General features: G+C 69.2%; 17 protein-coding genes. 6 read left to right on the forward strand and 11 right to left on the reverse strand.

The features are described from left to right. Positions 1 to 19: 19 nt before the first annotated feature. Positions 20 to 1,018 carry a Bug family tripartite tricarboxylate transporter substrate binding protein gene (locus tag AC1Q9M_RS11240; RefSeq protein ID WP_444686952.1) on the reverse strand — a complete coding sequence of 333 codons (999 nt, stop codon included), beginning with the start codon at positions 1,016 to 1,018 and terminating at the stop codon, positions 20 to 22. Positions 1,019 to 1,067: 49 nt separating this feature from the next. Beyond that, on the reverse strand, positions 1,068 to 2,105 hold the full coding sequence (locus AC1Q9M_RS11245; protein WP_382320744.1) for a porin: 1,038 nt from the start codon (positions 2,103 to 2,105) through the stop codon (positions 1,068 to 1,070). 175 nt (positions 2,106 to 2,280) lie between these two features. Between AC1Q9M_RS11245 and AC1Q9M_RS11250 the strand changes: the two genes are divergently transcribed. After that, complete coding sequence (locus tag AC1Q9M_RS11250; protein WP_382320746.1) at positions 2,281 to 2,970, forward strand: GntR family transcriptional regulator; 690 nt, start codon at positions 2,281 to 2,283, stop codon at positions 2,968 to 2,970. Here the strand turns inward: AC1Q9M_RS11250 and AC1Q9M_RS11255 are convergent. Continuing rightward, on the reverse strand, positions 2,967 to 3,848 hold the full coding sequence (locus tag AC1Q9M_RS11255) for a transglutaminase-like domain-containing protein (RefSeq protein ID WP_382156552.1): 882 nt from the start codon (positions 3,846 to 3,848) through the stop codon (positions 2,967 to 2,969). The two genes, AC1Q9M_RS11250 and AC1Q9M_RS11255, sit on opposite strands and share 4 nt — an antisense overlap. A 166-nt stretch (positions 3,849 to 4,014) precedes the next feature. On the opposite strand from AC1Q9M_RS11255, the gene AC1Q9M_RS11260 reads away from it, so the two are divergent. The 3 genes from AC1Q9M_RS11260 to AC1Q9M_RS11270 are packed head-to-tail and all read left to right on the forward strand — an operon-like array spanning position 4,015 to position 8,817. After that, entirely contained in the window at positions 4,015 to 6,570 is a 2,556-nt protein-coding gene (locus AC1Q9M_RS11260) for an FtsX-like permease family protein (protein WP_492433796.1), read from the forward strand. Positions 6,571 to 6,611: 41 nt separating this feature from the next. Beyond that, the gene (locus AC1Q9M_RS11265; RefSeq protein WP_492433798.1) at positions 6,612 to 7,670 is read left to right on the forward strand and encodes a PLP-dependent cysteine synthase family protein; all 1,059 of its coding nucleotides are present in this window, start codon (positions 6,612 to 6,614) and stop codon (positions 7,668 to 7,670) included. Between the two features lie 7 nt (positions 7,671 to 7,677). Beyond that, a complete protein-coding gene (locus AC1Q9M_RS11270; protein ID WP_492433800.1) occupies positions 7,678 to 8,817 on the forward strand; it encodes a lipocalin-like domain-containing protein in 1,140 nt (379 codons plus the stop codon). Between the two features lie 10 nt (positions 8,818 to 8,827). Here AC1Q9M_RS11270 and AC1Q9M_RS11275 read toward each other — a convergent pair whose 3' ends face one another. The 3 genes from AC1Q9M_RS11275 to AC1Q9M_RS11285 all read right to left on the reverse strand — a co-directional run bounded on the left by AC1Q9M_RS11275 (position 8,828) and on the right by AC1Q9M_RS11285 (position 12,231). Next, positions 8,828 to 9,442, reverse strand: a complete 615-nt coding sequence (locus AC1Q9M_RS11275; protein ID WP_382156544.1) for a LysE family translocator — start codon at positions 9,440 to 9,442, stop codon at positions 8,828 to 8,830. Between the two features lie 513 nt (positions 9,443 to 9,955). Continuing rightward, positions 9,956 to 11,023 (reverse strand): M48 family metallopeptidase, encoded by a 1,068-nt coding sequence (locus tag AC1Q9M_RS11280; protein WP_492433802.1) that lies wholly within the window; start codon positions 11,021 to 11,023, stop codon positions 9,956 to 9,958. Continuing rightward, positions 11,023 to 12,231 (reverse strand): YjgN family protein, encoded by a 1,209-nt coding sequence (locus AC1Q9M_RS11285; RefSeq protein WP_382320756.1) that lies wholly within the window; start codon positions 12,229 to 12,231, stop codon positions 11,023 to 11,025. Before AC1Q9M_RS11285 ends, AC1Q9M_RS11280 begins: the two co-directional genes overlap by 1 nt. 89 nt (positions 12,232 to 12,320) lie before the next feature. Here AC1Q9M_RS11285 and AC1Q9M_RS11290 point away from each other — a divergent pair, with 89 nt between their 5' ends. After that, entirely contained in the window at positions 12,321 to 14,105 is a 1,785-nt protein-coding gene (locus AC1Q9M_RS11290) for an ABC transporter transmembrane domain-containing protein (protein WP_382320758.1), read from the forward strand. 137 nt (positions 14,106 to 14,242) lie between these two features. Then, complete coding sequence (locus AC1Q9M_RS11295) at positions 14,243 to 15,574, forward strand: Glu/Leu/Phe/Val family dehydrogenase (RefSeq protein ID WP_382320760.1); 1,332 nt, start codon at positions 14,243 to 14,245, stop codon at positions 15,572 to 15,574. Between the two features lie 131 nt (positions 15,575 to 15,705). Here the strand turns inward: AC1Q9M_RS11295 and AC1Q9M_RS11300 are convergent, their stop codons facing one another. The 5 genes from AC1Q9M_RS11300 to AC1Q9M_RS11320 are packed head-to-tail and all read right to left on the reverse strand — an operon-like array spanning position 15,706 to position 20,174. Beyond that, positions 15,706 to 16,185, reverse strand: coding sequence for a DUF1178 family protein (locus AC1Q9M_RS11300; protein ID WP_444686958.1), 480 nt, complete (start codon positions 16,183 to 16,185; stop codon positions 15,706 to 15,708). Then, a complete protein-coding gene (locus AC1Q9M_RS11305) occupies positions 16,182 to 16,805 on the reverse strand; it encodes an NUDIX domain-containing protein (protein ID WP_382320765.1) in 624 nt (207 codons plus the stop codon). The genes AC1Q9M_RS11300 and AC1Q9M_RS11305 overlap by 4 nt, the downstream gene beginning before the upstream one ends. After that, positions 16,805 to 17,107 (reverse strand): DUF2818 family protein, encoded by a 303-nt coding sequence (locus tag AC1Q9M_RS11310; RefSeq protein WP_291120470.1) that lies wholly within the window; start codon positions 17,105 to 17,107, stop codon positions 16,805 to 16,807. The genes AC1Q9M_RS11305 and AC1Q9M_RS11310 overlap by 1 nt, the downstream gene beginning before the upstream one ends. Positions 17,108 to 17,162: 55 nt before the next feature. Beyond that, positions 17,163 to 18,671, reverse strand: coding sequence for an NADH-quinone oxidoreductase subunit NuoN (gene nuoN, locus AC1Q9M_RS11315; protein WP_382320767.1), 1,509 nt, complete (start codon positions 18,669 to 18,671; stop codon positions 17,163 to 17,165). Positions 18,672 to 18,698: 27 nt separating this feature from the next. Then, positions 18,699 to 20,174, reverse strand: coding sequence for an NADH-quinone oxidoreductase subunit M (locus tag AC1Q9M_RS11320; RefSeq protein ID WP_291120474.1), 1,476 nt, complete (start codon positions 20,172 to 20,174; stop codon positions 18,699 to 18,701). Positions 20,175 to 20,177: the final 3 nt, after the last annotated feature.

Here is a 20,177-nt window from a genome sequence, read left to right on the forward strand (position 1 = left end):
GTCACGGTGCTTGCGGCGCTCAGTCCGCCTTGATACCAAATTCGGCCACGACCTTGCCATAGCGGACATAGTCGGCGGCCACCAGCTTCGCGAGCTTGCCAGGGTCTCCACCCGCTGGCGCGAGCGCGATGGTCTCCATCCGCGCGATCACATCGGGCATCTTGAGGATCTCGTTGACATGCTGGTTGATCAGCTGGACCAGGTCGGCGGGCATGCCCTTGGGCCCCATCAGCGCCTGCCAGGCCCCGACCTCGGCCCCCATGATGCCCTGCTCGGCGAGCGTGGGCACATCGGGCAGAAAGGGCGAGCGCTTCAGGTCGGCCACCGCCAGCGGCACCAGGCGGCCCGACTTGATGTGCGGCGCGGCGGGACCCAGCGTGGTGTACATCAGCGGGATCGCCCCGCCCACCACGTCGGCGATGGCGGGCATGCTGCCCCGGTACGGAATCTGCGTGATCTTCGTGCCGGTGGACTTGTTGAAGAGTTCGCCGAGGATGTGCATGGGCGAACCGTTGCCAGGGCTGGCGTAGCTCACGATGCCGCCGGCCTTGGCCTTGGCCACCAGCTCCTTCACGGAAGAAACGCCGGTCACGGTCGCCGCGACGACGAACAGCGATTGGCTGCCCAGCTGGACGATGGAGGTCAGTTCCGTGCTCGGGTCGATCGCGCTGCCGGCGGCCGTCATCACGTGGGGCGTGATGGCCGCGGTGTTGGGGGCCAGCAGCAGGATGTGGCCATCCGGGCGTGCCTTGGAGACGTAGTTGGTCGCGATGGTGCCGGCGGCGCCGGTGCGGTTGTCGACCACCACGGGTTGTCCCAGGCGGGGGGCGAGCTTCTCGGCGATCAACCGCGCCAGCACGTCGGTGTCGCCGCCAGCGGGGTAGCCCACCACGATGGTGACCAGCTTGTTGGGGTAGTTCGGCGCCTGGGCCTGCGCCTTCGGCGCGAGCAGCGCCGCGGCGGCGAAGGTGGCGAGCAGCAGCCGCAGCGAGGAGCGGCGATGGAAGGAGGTGTTCATGGTGTCTGAAGGCAATGGAGGGAAGGACGCTTCTGGCGCGCGGCAGGCGTCAGAAGGCATGGCGGATGCCGACGTTGTAGGCCCGGTTGCCCAGCCCTTGTTCGGTGGCGTTGCCCACCCGGTAGAAGCCGGTGGGGGAGCCCGCGGGCACGCTGTTGTCGATGCGCGCGATCGAGGCGTAGACACCCGTGCGCCTGGACAGGGCGTGCGTGTAGCCCAGCGCCCACTGGCTCGCATCGTGGTGGGCGGCGGTCCGGTCGTTCTTGCGGATGTACGAGGCCATGAACCGCCCTGCCCCATAAGGCACCGACACCCCCAGCAACACGTCGCGCGAATCCGCGTTGACCAGGCCGAACACCGCCGAGCCCTTGTTCACCACGTAGTTGAAATGCGCCGTCGCCACGCCAAAGTCGTATTTCGCCCCGAGGAAGCTCATCTTCGCCGGCACCGATGCGGCGCTGTTGACGTTGTGGTGGCCCAGCTTGACGTACACCGGACCCGACACATAGCCGATCGCGCCACCGTACTGGCGCCGCGCGCTGCTGTCGCCGGGCGTTTCGCCCAGGCCGTAGACCACATCGGCGGTCCAGCCGGCCTTGGCCGCGTAGGTGTAGCGCACGGTGTTGTCCATGCGGTTGTTGCCGCCCGCGCCGCCGGCGCTGATCAGGTTGGCGGACGTCCCGGCCAGGCCCGTGATGAAGGGATCCGTCTCGGTCTGGACGAAGGCGATGGGGGTGTACTGGCGGCCGAGCGAGAGGCTGCCGAAACCGCCCTGCAGGCCCACGAGCGACTGCCGCCCGAACGCGAGACCGCCCTGCCCCAGCGTGCCGTTGTCCGCGTTGAGCCCCATTTCCAGGACATAGAACGCCGAGAGCCCCGCACCGAGGTCTTCGGTGCCGCGAAAGCCCAGCCGCGAGCCGCCGGCGACGCCGCTGGTGAGCTTGGAGGCGCTGGCGCCGTTGGGCCCGCCGCTTTCGCGCACGAAGGCCAGGTCGACGAGGCCGTAGACCGTGCTGGTGCTCTGGGACCACGCGGCGCCGCTGACCAGGACCAGCGCGGGGAGAAGGGTGCATCGTTTCAGTTTCATGGGTACTTTCGGGACAGGGGGTGAAAACGCCTCTTTCGCGGCGGGGAGAAGGCGGCTCACCGGCCCACGGAGGGCGGTCGGTGCGATAATTTCTCCGTTTGCGAAAGTCGCTGAATTTCATGAAATATACGTTTTTCATGAAATATTGTGTTTCGTATAAACTCCTATTTACTTCATGAATCAGTTCGTTGTAGAAGACCCCGCCCTCGATTCGGGCTCGCGCACCGAGCGCGCGTACCACCGCCTGCGGCAGGAAATCCTGTTGGGCGACCTGGGGGCGAACGACCGCTTGCGGGTCGCGGAGCTGGAAGAGCGGTTCGGCCTGGGGCTCACGCCCATCCGCGAGGCGCTGGCCCGCCTAGCCAGCGAGGGGCTGGTGTCCATGGAAGCGCGGCGGGGCGCGCGCGTCCTGGAGATCTCACTCGCCGAGCTGGCCGATCTGATGAAGACGCGCCGTGAGATCGAACGCCTTTGCCTGACCGAATCCATCCAGCACGGCGACGCCCGCTGGGAAGCAGAGGTGGTTGCCGCCCTGCACGTGCTGGGGCGCACCCCCCTGCCCGGGAGCGAAGGCAGCACCACGGATCTCGAGTGGGAGAAGCAGCACCGCCACTTTCATGCGGCGCTGGTGAGCGCCTGTGGTTCGGAGTGGCTGCTGCGGTTCTGGAACCAGTTGATGGACCATTCGCAGCGCTACCGCAAGGCCCGCCACAAGGGCCCGCTGGTGGCCCGGGACGTGCAGGCGGAACACCAGGCGATCCTCGACGCGGTCCTGCGCAGGGATACGACGGCCGCGGTCGCCCTCATGGAGCAGCACCTGCTCGCCACGGAGAAAGCGGCCCGCGCCGCGCTTGAGCAGCGTTAGCCGCCCGCCTGCCAGCCGCCGTCGGTCGACAAGGCCTCGGGCCGGTGCACCGGCATCAGCCAGCCGTGCTGCGGGCTGGTCTGGGCCGAGATGTCGATGCGCGGCGCGTGCGTGACCACCCCGCCGAAGATGGTGGCGAACGAGGCGTCGGCCGCGTCGCGCCCGGTGCCGATGCGCAGGAAGCCCATGGGGATCGCGGTGCCCGAGGGATCGAAGATGTACCAGCGGTGGCCCACATAGGCTTCCACGTAGGCGTGGAAGTCGGTCGGGCCCAGGGCGGGGTCGGCGCCGAAGTCGACCGCGGTGGTGAAGCGCGCGGGAATGTTGAGCGCGCGGCACATCGTGATCATGAGGTGCGCGAAATCGCGGCACACCCCCTTGCGGTCGTTGAGCGTGTCCAGCGCCGAGGTCATGGAATTGCTGGTGTTCGACTCGAACGTCACCTGGCTCTGCACCCATTGCTGGATCGCCTGCACCCGTGTGTAACCCATGGGCAACTGGCCAAACAGCTCGTTGGCCAGGGCGGTGACGCAGTCGGACTGGCAGTAGCGGCTGGGGTAGATGTAGGCCAGCGCCTCGGGCGGCAGCTGGGCCACGGGCGTCTCGAACACGCTGTCGGGCTGCGCCACGTGGTGCTCGATGTCCACCGTGGCGCGGTAGCGCACCGACAGCGCGCCCGGCCCGGCGCTCAGGCGCAGCGTGCGCGTGCGCGTGGCCGCGTCGGTGTGCATCAGCAGGGGCACGGGCTGGCTGACCTGCAATTGCTCCCAGCTCACGGTCTGCTGGGGCGAATGCGCGGCCTGCACGTTGAAGATGAAATCGGCACCGGGTGGGTGGATCTCGTACTGCAGATCGATGGCGAGGTGGATGCGAACCATGGGGGTCACCGTGTGGGGAGAAGTGGACCCGCCTTGCGGCGGGCGGCAGCGCGTGAAGGCGCTGTGTGATCGGTGAACGCCAGACAACCGTTGGACCATCTTAGGCCTTTGCCGCGGCTTCGTCGGTGCGCTGTCTCACCAAGCGCGAGGGCTTAAGCTCCACGCCATGCGCGCGCTGCTCTCGACCTTCTCCCTGCAAGAGTTGCGCCACCACCCCTGGCGCAACGCCTCGGCGGTGGTGGCGGTCATGCTGGGCGTGGCGCTGGCCTTCGCGGTGCACCTGATCAACGCCTCGGCGCTGGCCGAGTTCTCCAGCGCGGTGAGCTCGGTCAACGGCCAGCCCGACGTGGAGCTGCGCGCGCGCCAGGGCTCGCTGGACGACACCCTGCTCGCCCGCGTGGCCGCGCACCCCGGCGTGGCGCTCGCCAGCCCGGTGCTGGAAGGCCCCGTGCAGGCCCTCGCGCGCGACGGCGAGCGCCTGGGCGCGAAGCTGATGGGCGTGGACGCGCTGGTGGTGGCCGGCCTCTCGCCCGCCCTGATGCCGGTGACCGACGGTGAAAACACCACGCGGCGCTTCGACCTCTTCGCGCCCGACACCGTGTTCCTCAACGCGGCGGCGCAACAGGCCTTCGCGGGGCAGGCCACCGTGCGGCTGCAGAACGGCGCGGTGCTGCGCGTGGCCGGCCGCGTGAACGCCCCCGGCGCGCCGCTGCTGGTGATGGACGTGGCCGCCGCGCAAGCGCTGATGGACCGCGTGGGCCAGCTCAGCCGCATCGACCTGCGCCTGGCCAGCGGCGCGCGCGCCAGCGAGGTGCTGGCCGCGCTGGACCTGCCGCCGAACGTGATCGCGCAGCGGCCCGAGCAGTCGGGCGAGCGCGTGAGCAACCTCTCGCGCGCCTACCGCGTCAACCTCACGGTGCTCGCGCTGGTGGCCCTGTTCACCGGCGCCTTCCTGGTGTTCTCGGTGCTCTCGCTGTCGGTGGCGCGGCGCCAGCCGCAGTTCGCGCTGTTGGGCGTGCTGGGCCTGTCCAGCCGCGAACGGCTGCGCCTGGTGCTGGCCGAGTCGGCCCTGCTCGGCCTGCTGGGCAGCGCGCTGGGCATCGCGCTGGGCACGGCCCTGGCCGCGCTCGCGCTGCGCCTGCTCGGCGGCGACCTGGGCGGGGGTTATTTCTCGGGCGTGGCGCCGCCGCTGCTGTGGAGCCCGCTCGCGGCCATGGTCTACCTGCTGCTGGGCGTGGTGGCGGCGCTGGTGGGCGGCTGGTGGCCCGCGCAGGCCACCGCGCGCCTGGCGCCCGCGCTCGCGCTCAAGGGCCTGGGCGCGCCGCCGCGGCCCGGCGCGCGCCGCCACACGCTGGCATTGGCCCTGGTGCTGCTGGCCGCCGCCATGGCCTGGGCACCACCGGTGGCGGGCATTCCCCTGGCGGCCTATGTGTCGGTGGGCCTGCTGCTGGTGGGTGGCATCGCGGCGCTGCCGCTGGGCGTGGGCTGGCTGCTGGACCGCATCGCGCCGCGCATCGCGCGCCACGCCCTGCCGGTGCTCGCGGTGGAGCGCGCGCGCCGTTTGCGCGAGACCGCCGCCGTGGCCACCAGCGGCGTGGTCGCGAGCCTGGCGCTGTCGGTCGCGCTCACGGTGATGGTGGCGAGCTTTCGCGACTCGGTCACGCATTGGCTCGACGCCGTGCTGCCCGCCCAGCTCTACGTGCGCAGCGTGGGCAGCGGCGCGGGCGACGGCAGCCACCTGCCCACCGGGTTCGTGACCGCCGTGGCCGGTGTCCCCGGCGTGGCGCGCGTGGACACGCTGCGCGCCACGCCGGTGCAGCTCGCGCCCGAGCGCCCCGCCATCGCGCTGCTCACGCGCCCGCTGGAGAGAACCACCGGCGGCACGCTCAGCCTGCCCCTGGTGGGCAACCCCCTGCCCGCCCCTGCCGTGCCCGAGGGCGAACAGCGCGTGGTCACGGTCTATGTGAGCGAGGCCATGGTGGACCTGTACGGTGCCCGGCCCGGCAGCTGGCTGCCCGCGCTCGCGCAGGCCTTCGCCGAGCCGCAGGTGCGCGGCACGCGCTTCTTCGTGGCCGGCGTGTGGCGCGACTACGCGCGCCAGCACGGCAGCGTGGTGATGGACCGCGCCGACTTCGTGCGCCTCACCGGCGACGCGCGCGTGAACGACCTCGCGCTGCACCTGGCCGAAGGGGCCGACGAAAACGCGGTGCGCGAACGCATCCGCGCGCTGGCCGAGGCACAGGGTGCGGCGAATGCCATCGAGTTCGCCTCGGTCGGCCAGATCCGCGCCAACTCGCTGCGCATCTTCGACCGCAGCTTCGCCGTCACCGTGTGGCTGCAAGCGGTGGCGATCGGCATCGGCCTGTTCGGCGTGGCCGCGAGCTTCAGCGCGCAGGTGCTGGCGCGCCGCCGCGAATTCGGCCTGCTCGCGCACCTGGGCCTCACGCGGTCGCAGATCCTGGGCGTGGTGGCGCTCGAAGGCCTGGCCTGGACGGTGCTCGGCGCGCTCGCCGGCCTCGCGCTCGGCCTGGCCGTGAGCCTGGTGCTGGTGCACGTGGTCAACCCGCAGAGCTTCCACTGGACCATGGACCTCGTGCTGCCCTGGGCCCGCCTGCTCGCGCTGTGCGCCGCCGTGGTGGTGGCCGGCACGCTCACCGCCTGGCTCGCCGGCCAGGCCGCCGCCAACCGCGATGCGGTGCGCGCGGTGAAAGAAGACTGGTAATACACAATGCCTGCCTCCCCCCGCCTTCACCGAAGATCGACATGACCCCCTCCACCGCCTGGGTGCACCAGGCCATCGCGCGCATCGAGGCCGACTTCTGCCGCAGCGCCGACACGCACCTCATCGCCCTGCCCCTGCCCGGCTGGGCGGCGCACGGCATCGACTTCTATCTCAAGGACGAGTCCACCCACCCCACCGGCAGCCTGAAGCACCGGCTGGCGCGCTCGCTGTTTCTCTACGCGCTGTGCAACGGCTGGGTGCACGAAGGCACCACCATCGTGGAAGCGTCCAGCGGTTCCACCGCCGTGAGCGAGGCCTACTTCGCCCGCCTGCTCGGCCTGCCCTTCATCGCCGTGATGCCGCGCAGCACCTCGCAGGAAAAGCTGGACCAGATCGCCCTCTACGGTGGGCGCTGCCACTTCGTGGAGACCACCGGCGAGGTGTACGCCGCGGCCCACGCGCTCGCGAAGGAAACCGGTGGCCACTACATGGACCAGTTCACGAACGCCGAGCGCGCGACCGACTGGCGCGGCAACAACAACATCGCGCAGAGCATGTTCGAGCAGATGGCGCACGAACGCCACCCGGTGCCGCGCTGGATCGTGGTCGGCGCGGGCACGGGCGGCACCAGCGCCACCATCGGCCGCTTCCTGCGCTACCGGCGCCACGCCAGTCAGCTGTGCGTGGCCGACCCGGCGGGCTCGGTGTTCTGCGCCTACCACCGGCTGCGCGACGGCACGCTCACCGCGCCGGGCTCGCGCATCGAAGGCATCGGGCGCCCGCGCGTGGAACCCAGCTTCATCCCCAGCCTGATCGACCGCATGCTGGAGGTGTCCGATGCCGATTCGCTGGCCGCGATGCACGCCCTGTCCGACCTGCTGGGCCGTCGCGTGGGCCCGTCCACCGGCACCAACCTGGTGGCCATGCTGGACCTGGCACAGGGCATGAAAGCGCGGGGTGAGAGCGGTGCCCTTCTTTCGCTGCTCTGCGACAGCGGCGAGCGCTACCGCCAGACCTACTTCGACCCCGGCTGGGCGCAGGAGCGCTTCGGCGATGTCGCGCCCTCGCTCGCGAGCGTGCGGGCGCAGCTGCAAGGTTGATGGCGCCATGAATCGGCCCGGGCTTCCCACGCGGCGGCACCTGCTGCTGGGTGCGGCGGGGCTGGCCTGGCCCCTGGTTCATGCACAACCGGCGCACCGCCCGGGCGATGCGCTGCGGCCGCGCCCACTCGTGTTCCCGCGCGACCACGGCACGCACAACGAGACGCGCACCGAATGGTGGTACCTCACCGGCCAGGCGAAGGACGCGGCCGGGCGCGACTTCGGTTTCCAGGTGACGTTCTTCCGCAGCCGCGTGGACGGCACGCAGGCCCTGCGCGGCCCGCTGGCCGCGAAGCAGCTGCTGTTCGCGCACGCGGCCATCACCGACGTGCAGGGCGGCCGCTTGCTGCACGACCAGCGCATCGCGCGCTGGGACGGCGAGCCGCCCGCGCCAGTCGCCGAGCGCGGCGTGTTCGCCAGCGCCGAGGACACGCAGGTGGTGCTGCGCGACTGGTCGCTGCGGCGCCGGCCCGACAACGGCCACTACACCGCGCGCGTGGTGGGCGACGAACTCGGCATCGATCTGCAGGCGGGGCCGCAGCAGGCCTGGCTGCTGCAGGGCGACCAGGGGTTTTCGCGCAAGGGGCCGGACGCGTCGCAGGCCAGCTTCTACGTGAGCCAGCCGCACCTGGCCGTGCAAGGCACGCTGGCGCTCAAAGGCCAGCGCTTCGAGGTGCGCGGCACCGCCTGGCTGGACCACGAATGGAGCGAGGCCCTGCTGCACCCCGAGGCGGTGGGCTGGGACTGGATCGGCATGAACCTCTTCGACGGCCACAGCCTCACTGCCTTCCAGCTGCGCCGCAAGGACGGCAGCAAGCTCTGGGCGGGCGGCTCGTTCCGCGCGGCGGGCAGCGCGCAGAGCGCCACCGACCTCTACCGCTTCAGCCCGGGCGAGGTGGACTTCCAGCCCCGGCGCTGGTGGACCAGCCCGCTCACGCGCGCGCGCTACCCGGTGGAGTGGGTGGTGCGCACGCCGGGCGATTTCTACACGGTGAAGGCCGTCATCGACCCGCAGGAACTCGACAGCCGTTCGAGCACCGGCACGGTGTATTGGGAAGGGCTGTCCGACCTGATCGACAGCAACGGCAAGGCTGTGGGGCGGGGGTATCTGGAGATGACGGGCTACGTGCAGCGGCTGGTGCTGTGAGCGCGGTGCGTCAGCGTTCGGTGAACGCGAGTTGCGCGCCCAGGCCGGCGAAGGCGGCGGAGAAGCCGCGGCGCAGCCAGTCCTGCACGCGCGGCGAGTCGATGACCGCGCGGCGGAAGGCGTGCGCGAGCAGGCCGTAGAGCACGAAGACGCCGAAGGTCATGGCCATGAAGACGCCGCTGAGCAGCAGCAGTTGGCCCAGGGGCGAGGTGGCGGCGGGGTCGACGAACTGGGGCAGGAAGGCGAGGAAGAAGATGGTGAGTTTGGGGTTGAGGATGTTGAGCAGGAAGGCTTTGACGGTGAGGCTGAGGGCGCTGCGCCGTGCGCCGCCTTCCTGCACCACGAAGGCCGAGCGGTCGCGCCAGGTGGCGATGGCCAGGTAGAGGAGGTAGGCGACGCCGGCGTATTTGAGGAGTTGGAAGGCGAGCGCGCTGGTGTGCATGACGGCGGCGAGGCCGAGCACGGTGGCCAGCAGGTGGGGCACGATGCCCAGGGTGCAGCCGAGTGAGGCGAACAGGCTGGCCCGCTTTCCCTGCACCAGCCCGGCGGACACGGTGAACACCACGCCTGTGCCGGGGATGAGGACGACGATGAGGGAGGTGATCAGGAATTCCAGGGTGATCATGTGGTGGCTCCTTTTAGGGTGGTCATGTTGCCACAGGGCGTGGTTTTGGTTCGTGTGGCTTGGTCTTGGGGCCGCTGGTGCCACGCCAACTTGGTCTCGGGGCCGCTGGTGCGGGTGGCCGTTCTCCGGCGCTGCTCGCGGACGGCTGCCCGGGCGCTCGCATACCGCTTCGTCAACACCACCCGCTCACTCACCCTCTGTGGCAACCGCGAATGGGCGCCTGCGCCCGGCCACCCGCACCATCGACCCAGTGGCATGGTTGGCATTCAAGTGGTTGAATTCAAGTTTCATTTGAATGGCGTTTTATTCCCTCCCTCTCGACGGATGGTGGGGTTCGCGGGCGCAGGCGCCCATTCGCGGTTGCCACAGAGCCTGAGTGAGGGGGCGGAGTTGACGAGGTAACGGTGGCGAACCCGGGCAGCCGTCCGCGAGCAGCGCCGGAGAACGCGGACCACGCCATCCGGCAGCGCGAGGTGCAAGGTCAGAAACTAGCGCGAGGTGCAAGGCCAGAAACTAGCGCGAGTCCTCAGGCCGCCACTCCCGAAAAAACCGGATGCGTTCCAAGTGATCCGGATGGCTGCCAATCGCGATGGGCAACGACACACGGTCCTCCTCATCCTGCGGAGAAGAGTCCTTGTCGGCCTCAACAAGCATGCGCTCGAAAAACACCGCCATGGCCGCCGGCGGCACACCCCCCGCGTGCATCAGCCGAGCCGCATGCGCATCCGCGCGCCGCTCGGTATCGCGCGAATAGGCCTGGGTCGCCAACGTCGCCGGCACCGTGGCCAGAAAACCGCTCGCATCCCCCAACACCACCCCCACCAGCGCACTGATCAGACTCGCGCGCACCACCATGTCCAGCCCATCACGGTGCTCCACATGGCCCAACTCGTGCGCCAGCACACCCACCAACGCATCCGGCTGGTCGTGCAACAACTCCACCAACTCGTCCGTCATCACCATGTAACCACCCGGCAACGCAAACGCGTTCGCGCCCAACACCGGCGAGGCATGGAACGCCAGCTCCCAGTGCGGCGCATCCCCCTGCGGATAAGCACGATCCACCAGCGACTTGAAACGCTGGCGCAACTCGTCCTGCCGCTTCTGCGGCAAGGCGCTGGGTCGCAGAAACAGACGGTCCAGCTGCTGCAGGCTCTGCTGCCCCACATGCCGGTCCAGCGAATCCGGCACCTGGTGCGCCAGCGTCTGGCTCAACCACGGCACGCCCCACAACCAGGCGGCCCCCAGGAACACCACCGAACCCGCGAGCGCCACCAGCGCGGCGCGCCAGCTCTGCATCCAGCCCACCACCGCGCTGTCCTGCAAACCGCTGGCCTGCGCCCAGGCGTCCCACGCCGCCGCATCGGCGTGCTGGATGAGACCGCCGTCGGGCAACTCGGCCTGGCGCTGGCCGTGCGTGCGCCGCTCCGGCCAGCGCACGCGCGCCAGCGGGTAGCGCCGCGTGTCCTCACCCGCTTGCATGAGCAGCTCGCCCGCCTCCACGCGCAGCGTCACCGCGCGCGGCCTGGGCGACTGGCCGTCGAACCACTGGCTGTGAAGCGAGGCCGGCGCAGCGCCCATCAGAGCCCCATGTCCATGCCGAAGAAGTCGCCGGCCGCGTCGCCCAGCACCCCCTTGCCGGCCTGCTGCGCGCTCGCCAGCCAGTCATCCACCGGCCCATCGACCGCCAAGGACATGGCCTCGAGCTTCAGGCGCGCGGTGCGCACCTTGGCGAAGGGCCAGTACAGGCCCAGCGTGACCACGATCAGCAGCCAGTTGACCAGGGTGACGCGGAACAGGCTGCGAAAGCGCAGCGCGCTGCCGAAGCGGACCTTCTCGCTGCGCGTGCCGTTCCACAGCAGGTCCTGGAAACGCGCGCCGAAGTACGGGGCGCTCACCAGCGGGATCAGCAGGTAGATCACCCCCAGCGCCACCGGCACCACCAGCGCCACCAGGGCCCGCCGCTGGCCGGCCGCCAGGTCGCCGAACATGCCACGCGCCAGCACGAACAGCACCAGGGCGACCAGCGCGGCGCCCACCAGGCCCACCAGCAGGCTCACACCTCCCGTTTTCAGGAACAGCCCGTAGAAGCGGCCGGTGCCGGTGTCCAGCTGCGTGCGCTGCTGCGCGAACACATAGCCCCCATGCTGGTAGCGTTTGATGCGCGCCAGGAGCCAGGGCATGAGCGCCGTGAAGAGCAGCACCACCGAGCCGATCACGATGCCGCTGCGCCGGGCCACCTCGGGCGCCATCTCTTCGCCTTCGGTCACGGCGGGCAGGAACAGCACGAAGGCCAGCGCGGGCAGGAAGAAGGGCAGCATGCTGAGGTAGGCGCCCTTCAGATCCCCCGCGAAGCTCAGGCGCACGCCGCGCCAGCTGGTGTTGCGCAGCCGGAACTGCAGCGAGGCGCGCCACAGCGCGGGCCAGAGCACCATGAAAACCAGCAGCGCGATCCACGCCAGGTGGGGCAGGAAGTTCGACACCGCCCAGTAACCCACGCCCAGCAGCAGCACCAGCAGGTAGCCGCGGAACATCTTCCAGGGGTCGGCGTGGAAGCCCAGCGGGTCGCCGCCGACCAGGGTGTTGTTCTGGAAGTAGGCGATGCGCCGCGCGCGCGCGAACGGCGCATACAGGGTGAGGGTGACCAGCGTGAGCAGCAGGTTCACGATCCAGATGCGGAAGTACTCGCTGCCCGAGCCGGTGAACCGGATGTCCAGCGCCTGCGCCGCCGCCGCGGCGCGCTCATCCGCCAGCGCCACGGTGGGCGCGAAATCGTCCTGTTGTGCCATCCCCGTCCCTTGAAATTGAAAAATTGGGAGGCATCCTAGCACCGAGCCCCCATTCACGCCCGGCCCCCAAAACCGGCACACTCTGCACCATGCCCACACCCTCCTCCGACCGCCCCAAAGCCGAATCGCCCACCTCGCTCGGCGGCCTGCTGCCCTTCATGCGGCCCTACCGCACCCAGATCGTGCTGGCGATGCTGTTCCTGGTGCTGGCGGCCGTTGCCACGCTGCTGTTTCCGGTGGCCCTGCGCGGCCTGATCGACGGCGGCCTGGTGGCGGGCGACCGCAGCGCGCAGGCCATGGGGCTGCGCGGCCACTTCCTCGAACTCTTCGCCGTGGCGGTGGCCCTGGGCCTGTTCTCCGCCGCGCGCTTCTACTTGGTGAGCTGGCTGGGCGAACGCATCACGGCCGACCTGCGCCACGCGGTCTACAGCCACGTGCTGCGGCAGAGCCCGCAGTTCTTCGAGACCACGCAGACCGGCGAGGTGCTCTCGCGCCTGACCACCGACACCACGCTGGTGCAGACCGTGGTGGGCTCCTCGCTCTCCATGGGCCTGCGCAATGGCGTGATGGGCATCGGCGCGCTGATCATGCTGGTGTGGACCAACCCGTATGTGATGCTGCAGGTGCTGCTGATCATCCTGCTGGTGGTGCTGCCCAGCATGTGGTTCGGCCGGCGCGTGCGCAAGCTCTCGCGCGCCAGCCAGGACCGCGTGGCCGACTCCAGCGCGATCGCGGCCGAGGTGCTCAACGCCATCCCCATCGTGCAGAGCTACACCGCCGAAGACCGCGAGGCGGGGCGCTTCAAGGACTCGACGGAGAGCGCCTTCGTCACCGCCATCCGCCGCACCAAGGCCCGCGCCGGCATGGTGGCCTTCATCATCATCAGCACGGCCGCGCTGCTGCTCTGGGGCCTGTACCAGGGCACGCAGGCGGTGCTGGCCGGCACCATCACGCCCGGGCACCTGGGCCAGACCGTGGTCTACATCATCATCCTGGCCGGCGCGGTGGGGGTGCTGGGCGAGGTGTATGGCGACCTGCTGCGCGCCGCGGGCGCGAGCGAACGGCTGATGGAGCTGCTGGCCAGTGAATCGCCGGTGCAGTCACCCGCGCGGCCCTTGCAGGCGCCGGCACCGCAAGGCGGCAGCGCGCTGGCCTTCGACGACGTCACCTTCCACTACCCCTCGCGCCCGGCGCAGGCGGCGCTCAGCGGTTTCACGCTGGCCGTGCAGCCGGGGCAGACGGTGGCGCTGGTCGGGCCCAGCGGCGCGGGCAAGACGACCGTGTTCGGCCTGCTGCTGCGCTACTACGACCCGGCGCTGGGCAGCATCCGGCTCGACGGTGTGCCGATCGACCAGCTGGACCTGCACGCGCTGCGCCAGCGCATCGGCATCGTGCCGCAGGACCCGGTGATCTTCTCCAGCAGCGCGATGGAGAACATCCGCTACGGCAAGCCCGGCGCGAGCGACGCCGAGGTGCGCGCGGCGGCGGCGGCCGCCTTCGCCGACGAGTTCATCGAGAAACTGCCAGAGGGTTACGACACCTTCCTGGGCGAGCGCGGCGTGCGGCTCTCGGGCGGGCAGCGCCAGCGCATCGCGATCGCGCGCGCCATGCTCAAGAACCCGCCCCTGCTGCTGCTCGACGAGGCCACCAGCGCGCTGGACGCGCAGAGCGAGCGCATGGTGCAGGCCGCGCTGGAATCGGCCATGAAGGACCGCACCACGCTCGTGATCGCCCACCGCTTGGCCACGGTGCAGCAGGCCGACCGCATCGTGGTGCTCGACCACGGCCGGCTGGTGGAACAGGGCACGCACGCCGAGCTGGTGGCGCAGGGCGGCGTGTACGCGGGGCTGGCGGCGCTGCAGTTCAACGTGTAGCCCATCTGTAGAAAAAAGTTCAACTATGCAATCGATGCATAACACGATGGCATCATGGCCTTGGACATGAAGAAGGCATCTCCGTAAGCTTCCGCTTGTTGGCTCAGCACAGGGCCACACACCACAAGGAATCTTCCATGTCACAAACACCGCCCCTTCCGGCCGGCAGCGCCACCAGCGCCCCGGCCGTTTTCACGCAAGCCCTCCCCTCCTACCTCGACCCCAAGCACCTCGGCCCCTGGGGCGTCTACCTGCAACAGGTGGACCGTGTCGCGCCCTACCTGGGCCCGCTGGCGCGCTGGGTCGACACCCTCAAGCGGCCCAAGCGCACGCTGATCGTGGACGTGCCGATCCACCTGGACAACGGCACCGTGGCCCACTTCGAGGGTTACCGCGTGCAGCACAACACCTCGCGCGGCCCGGGCAAGGGTGGTGTTCGTTTCCACCAGGACGTGACGCTGTCCGAGGTGATGGCCCTGTCGGCCTGGATGTCGATCAAGAACGCGGCGGTGAACGTGCCCTACGGCGGTGCCAAGGGCGGCATCCGCGTGGACCCGCGCCAGCTCACGATCGGTGAGCTCGAGCGCGTGACGCGCCGCTACACGAGCGAGATCGGCATCATCATCGGTCCGACCAAGGACATCCCGGCGCCGGACGTGAACACGAACGAGCAGATCATGGCCTGGATGATGGACACCTACTCGATGAACGAGGGTGCCACCGCCACCGGCGTGGTCACCGGCAAGCCGGTGGACCTGGGCGGCTCGCTGGGCCGGCGCGAGGCCACGGGCCGCGGCGTGTTCACCGTGGGCGTGGAAGCGGCGCGCCGCATCGGCCTGGACGTGTCCACCGCGCGCGTGGCCGTGCAGGGCTTCGGCAACGTGGGCGGCGTGGCCGGCAAGCTGTTCGCCGAGGCCGGCGCCAAGGTGGTCGCGGTGCAGGACCACGGCGGCACCATCTACCGCGAGGCCGGCCTCGACGTGCCCGCGCTGCTGGACCATGTGAAGCGCGCCGGCACGGTGGCGGGTTTTGCCGGTGCCGAAGTGATGGCCAACGACGCCTTCTGGGACGTGCCCTGCGACATCCTCATCCCCGCCGCGCTCGAATCGCAGATCACCGAGGCCAACGCCGGCCGCATCCAGGCGCGCATGGTGATCGAGGGCGCCAACGGCCCGACCACGCCGCAGGCCGACGACATCCTGCACGAGCGCAACGTGCTGGTGCTGCCCGACGTGATCGCCAACGCCGGCGGCGTGACGGTGAGCTACTTCGAGTGGGTGCAGGACTTCTCCAGCTTCTTCTGGAGCGAGGACGAGATCAACGCCCGCCTGGTCAAGATCATGAAGGACGCCTTCGCCGCCGTGTGGCAGGTGGCCGACGAGAACAAGGTGAGCCTGCGCACGGCGACCTTCATCGTGGCCTGCAAGCGCATCCTGCACGCGCGCGACCTGCGAGGCCTGTATCCGTAACTCCCCCTGCGCCGCTGCGCGGCTTCCCCCCTCTCTGGCGCGCCTTCGGCGCTTGGAGGGGGGACGATGCCTGTGGCCCGGCGAAGCCGGTTCCACGGCATCTCTGGGGTGAGGCACGCGCCTCGGAGAGGCTACTGCAGCGTTTCTTTGATGCCGGGCACGGAGGGCAAGGCGATCACCTCGATGCCCTCCTCCATCAGTTCGAGGGCTTCCTGCGGGCTGGCCTGGCCCCGGATCTGCCGATGCTCGACCTCGCCATGGTGCATGGCCCGGGCTTCGTCGGCGAAACGTTCACCCACGTCTTCGGTGTTCGCCATCACCTCGCGCAGCGCCTGCATGATGCGCGCCTGCATGGCCACCAGGTCGGGCTGGCCGCCGTGGTTGCTCATGGCCACCGCCGTGCCGGCGGCCGGTTCGGCCGGCGCCTGCGCCTCCTGGCGGCCGGCGCGCAGATTCAGCCTCGGTGCCGAGAGCTTCTTCTGAATGTGCACATCGCCACACATCGGGCACGACACCAGGCCGCGCTCGAGCTGGCTCGTGTAGTCGTCTTCGGAGCCGAACCAGCCTTCGAACTCGTGCTGGTGCGCGCACTGCAGGTTGAGGACCTTCATGCCCCGGATTGTCCCGCATCCGCCCCGTTCGGGTGGGTGGCCCACTCCAGAACCCATTCGCCGCGCTGCACGTTCTGCAGCCACATGGAGCCGATCAGGGTCTTGCAGTCGATCACCTCGCCGCTGAAACACCAGGCCTGCAGCTCGGCGGGGGTGGCGGCGAACACGTCCAGGAATTCGCCTTCGTCGAGCTGGCGCTCACCGAGCGTGAGGCCGCGCGCGAACCAGATGTCGATGACTTCGTCGGAATAGGCGATGGTGGGCGCGAGCCGGCCGGCGAAGGCCCATTCGCGGGCGCTGTAACCCGTTTCCTCGAGCAGCTCGCGCTGCGCGCACGCCAGGCTGCCCTCGCCCGCGTCGAGCTTGCCGGCGGGGAATTCGATCATCACCGCCTGCATGGGGTGGCGGAACTGCCGCTCCATCACCACGCGGCCATCGTCCAGCAGGCCGATCACCATCACGGCGCCCGGGTGCAGCACGAACTCGCGCGTGGCGTGGGCGCCATCGGGCATGCGCACGGTGTCGCGCACCACGTGCAGGAAATGCCCGCGCAGCAACTCGGTGCGCGACAGCGGGGTTTCTCGGAGGTGGCTGTCGTCGGCCATGGGCAGCTCGGCCATCAGCCGCGGCGGCGAAACAGGTAGCGGTAGACGAAGCCGGGGAAGGCCAAGGTCAGGAACAGCGAACCCGTGGTGGCGTAGAACTCCCAGCCCTGGGGGGCGATCTGGCCGGCGTCGCGTTCGAGCGCCAGGCCCAACGCACCGACCAAGAAGTACAGCAGCACCAGTTCACCCACGCGCATCCACAGCGTCTTGGGCGCGCGGCGCGGCAGCACGGCCAGCCAACGGTTGTTGAGGAAAGGCAGGTTGGCCGCGACGAAGGCGGTGATCAGCACCAGCCAGACAGAGAGTGTGTGGGTCATGGAACGGTGTGAGCCGGCGGCCACCGGCAAGTTCACCGGTGCGCCGCCAACGCGATCAGGCCAGCAGTTGCGCCACGGCCTGGGCGCACAGGGTCATGAGGCCGCCAGGCACGATGCCGAGCACCAGCACCAGCAGGCCGTTGACCGAGAGCACCGCGCGCGCGTCCAGCCCGGCCTCGATCTCGGCGGTCTGCGTGGGCGCATCGAAGTACATGATCTTGACCACGCGCAGGTAATAGAACGCGCCGATCAGCGACATGATCACCGCGAACACGGCCAGGCCCACATAGAACGCGGCGCTCGAAGCCAGCAGCGCCTGCAGCACGGCGAGCTTGGCGTAGAAACCCACCAGCGGCGGCACACCGGCCAGCGAGAACATGCAGACCGCCATGACGCCGGCGTACAGCGGGCTGCGCTGGTTCAGGCCGGCCAGGTCGCTGATGTTCTCCGACTCGAAGCCGCTGCGCGAGAGCAGCAGGATCACACCGAAGGTGCCCAGCGTGGTCAGCACGTAGGTGACGACATAGAACATGGACGAGCCGTAGGCGTTGGCCATGTTGCTGCTGTCCAGGCCGTCGGCGCCCTGCACCACGCCCGCGAGCAGGCCCAGCATCAGGAAGCCCATCTGCGCGATGGTCGAGAAAGCCAGCATGCGCTTGAGGTTGTTCTGCGCGATGGCGGCGAGGTTGCCCACCAGCAGCGACATGACGGCGAGCACCGCGAGCATCTGCTGCCAGTCCACGGCCAGCGGCTGCAGGCCTTCGACCAGCAGGCGGATCACGATGGCGAAGGCGGCCAGCTTGGGTGCGCCACCGATCATCAGGGTGATGGCGGTCGGCGCACCGTGGTACACGTCGGGCACCCACATGTGGAAGGGCACCACGCCGAGCTTGAAGGCCAGGCCGGCCACCACGAACACCAGGCCAAGGGTGAGCACCTGCGGCGAGCCCACGAGCGTGTCGTCGCCGCCCGCGATGGTCAGCATCACCTCGGTGAGGTTCAGCGAACCGGTGGCGCCATAGACCATGGACAGGCCGTAGAGCAGGAAACCGCTGGCCAGCGCGCCCAGCACGAAGTACTTCATGGCCGCTTCCGTGGCCTTCACGTCGTCGCGGCGCAGCGCCACCAGGGCGTAGCTGGAGAGCGTGAGCAGCTCCAGACCGAGGTAGATCACCAGGAAGTGGTGGCTGGAGATCATGACGAACATGCCCAGCAGCGCGAACATGCCCAGGCTGAACAGCTCGCCGCCGCGCAGCATGTCGCGCTGGCCCGAATAGGCACGGCCGTACACGAAGGTGACCATCATGGCGATGGAGGCGAAGCACTTGAGCCAGTTGCCCATGGGGTCGCTGACGATCATGCCGCCGAAGCCGTAGACGGTGTTGCCCGAGCTCGCGGCCAGGCCCTGCAGCACCGCGATGACGCCCAGCGTCAGCAGCGTCAGGCCGTAGGTGACGCCGCGCAGCGGCGTCTTCACCGCCAGATCGACCAGCGCGATCACGCAGGCCATCGTCATCAGGAGGATTTCTGGGTAGGCCGCGACCCAGCTGAGCTTGTCAATCATGTGAGCGTTCTCTCGTGTAGCGTGAGCTCAGTTCAGTTTGGAGATGGCGACGTGGCGCAGCAGTTCGGCCACGGACGCATCCATCACGTCGGTGAAGGGCTTGGGATAGACACCCATGTAGAGCACGGCCAGCGCCAGCACGCCCAGCACCAGGAATTCGCGCGCGTTGATGTCGACCAGGGCCTTGACGTTGTCGTTGCCCACGCTGCCGAGGTAGACCCGCTTGTACATCCACAGCGAGTACGCGGCGCCGAAAATCAGGGCCGAGGCGGCCAGCAGGCCGATCCAGAAGTTGGCCTTGACGGCGGCGATGATGACCATCCACTCGCCCACGAAACCGGCGGTGCCCGGCAGGCCGCAGTTGGCCATGGTGAAAAGCAGCGCGAAAGCGGCGAACTTGGGCATGGTGTTGACCACGCCGCCGTAGTCGGCGATCTCGCGCGAGTGCACGCGGTCGTACAGCACGCCGATGCCCAGGAACATGGCGGCCGAGACGAAGCCGTGGGCGATCATCTGCACGATCGCGCCGGAGACGCCGAGGTCGCTGAAGACGAAGAAGCCCAGGGTGACGAAGCCCATGTGGGCGACCGACGAATAGGCCACGAGTTTCTTCATGTCCTGCTGCACCATGGCGACCAGGCCCACGTAGATCACGGCGATGAGCGAGAGCGCGATCATCAGCCAGGCCCATTCGTGCGCGGCATCGGGCAGGATGGGCAGCGAGAAGCGCAGGAAACCGTAGGCACCCAGCTTGAGCATGATGGCCGCCAGCACGGCCGAACCGCCGGTGGGGGCTTCCACGTGCACGTCGGGCAGCCAGGTGTGCACCGGCCACATCGGCACCTTCACCGCGAAGGCGGCGAAGAAGGCGAAGAACAGCAGGGTCTGCGCGGTGCCGCCCAGGGGCAGCTTGTACCAGTCGGCCAGCGCGAAGCTGCCGCCGGACTGCGTGTACAGGTAGATCAGGGCCACCAGCATGAGCAGCGAGCCCAGCAGGGTGTACAGGAAGAACTTGAAGGCCGCGTAGATCTTGTTCGGGCCACCCCAGATGCCGATGATCAGGTACATCGGGATCAGCGTGGCTTCGAAGAACACGTAGAACAGCATCGCGTCCTGCGCGCTGAAGACGCCGATCATCAGACCCGAGAGGATCAGGAAGGCGCCCATGTACTGGTTGACGCGCGAGGTGATCGACTCCCAGCTCGCCACCACCACCACCACGTTGATGAAGGCGGTCAGCAAGATCAGCCAGAGCGAGATGCCGTCCACGCCCAGGTGGTAGTTGACGTTGAAGTTCTCGATCCAGGCGCGCTTCTCGACGAACTGCATGGCGGCGGTGCCCAGCTCGAAGCCGGTGTACAGCGGCACGGTGACGGCCAGGCCGGCAATGGCGCCCACCAGCGCGACCCAGCGCACCACGTGCGCCTGATCGTCGCGGCCCAGGGCCAGCAGCACGACGCCGAAGAAGATCGGCGTCCAGATTGCAAGGCTCAGCAAACCCATCTT

This window comes from Hydrogenophaga sp. GW823-FHT04C09 (assembly GCF_058796355.1).

Excerpts from the sequence above, each read along its gene's own strand:
- AC1Q9M_RS11240 (WP_444686952.1), bottom strand. The coding sequence starts at position 1,018 with ATGAACACCTCCTTCCATCGCCGCTCCTCGCTGCGGCTGCTGCTCGCC.
- AC1Q9M_RS11245 (WP_382320744.1), bottom strand. The coding sequence starts at position 2,105 with ATGAAACTGAAACGATGCACCCTTCTCCCCGCGCTGGTCCTGGTCAGC.
- AC1Q9M_RS11250 (WP_382320746.1), top strand. The coding sequence starts at position 2,281 with ATGAATCAGTTCGTTGTAGAAGACCCCGCCCTCGATTCGGGCTCGCGC.
- AC1Q9M_RS11255 (WP_382156552.1), bottom strand. The coding sequence starts at position 3,848 with ATGGTTCGCATCCACCTCGCCATCGATCTGCAGTACGAGATCCACCCA.
- AC1Q9M_RS11260 (WP_492433796.1), top strand. The coding sequence starts at position 4,015 with ATGCGCGCGCTGCTCTCGACCTTCTCCCTGCAAGAGTTGCGCCACCAC.
- AC1Q9M_RS11265 (WP_492433798.1), top strand. The coding sequence starts at position 6,612 with ATGACCCCCTCCACCGCCTGGGTGCACCAGGCCATCGCGCGCATCGAG.
- AC1Q9M_RS11270 (WP_492433800.1), top strand. The coding sequence starts at position 7,678 with ATGAATCGGCCCGGGCTTCCCACGCGGCGGCACCTGCTGCTGGGTGCG.
- AC1Q9M_RS11275 (WP_382156544.1), bottom strand. The coding sequence starts at position 9,442 with ATGATCACCCTGGAATTCCTGATCACCTCCCTCATCGTCGTCCTCATC.
- AC1Q9M_RS11280 (WP_492433802.1), bottom strand. The coding sequence starts at position 11,023 with ATGGGCGCTGCGCCGGCCTCGCTTCACAGCCAGTGGTTCGACGGCCAG.
- AC1Q9M_RS11285 (WP_382320756.1), bottom strand. The coding sequence starts at position 12,231 with ATGGCACAACAGGACGATTTCGCGCCCACCGTGGCGCTGGCGGATGAG.
- AC1Q9M_RS11290 (WP_382320758.1), top strand. The coding sequence starts at position 12,321 with ATGCCCACACCCTCCTCCGACCGCCCCAAAGCCGAATCGCCCACCTCG.
- AC1Q9M_RS11295 (WP_382320760.1), top strand. The coding sequence starts at position 14,243 with ATGTCACAAACACCGCCCCTTCCGGCCGGCAGCGCCACCAGCGCCCCG.
- AC1Q9M_RS11300 (WP_444686958.1), bottom strand. The coding sequence starts at position 16,185 with ATGAAGGTCCTCAACCTGCAGTGCGCGCACCAGCACGAGTTCGAAGGC.
- AC1Q9M_RS11305 (WP_382320765.1), bottom strand. The coding sequence starts at position 16,805 with ATGGCCGAGCTGCCCATGGCCGACGACAGCCACCTCCGAGAAACCCCG.
- AC1Q9M_RS11310 (WP_291120470.1), bottom strand. The coding sequence starts at position 17,107 with ATGACCCACACACTCTCTGTCTGGCTGGTGCTGATCACCGCCTTCGTC.
- nuoN (WP_382320767.1), bottom strand. The coding sequence starts at position 18,671 with ATGATTGACAAGCTCAGCTGGGTCGCGGCCTACCCAGAAATCCTCCTG.
- AC1Q9M_RS11320 (WP_291120474.1), bottom strand. The coding sequence starts at position 20,174 with ATGGGTTTGCTGAGCCTTGCAATCTGGACGCCGATCTTCTTCGGCGTC.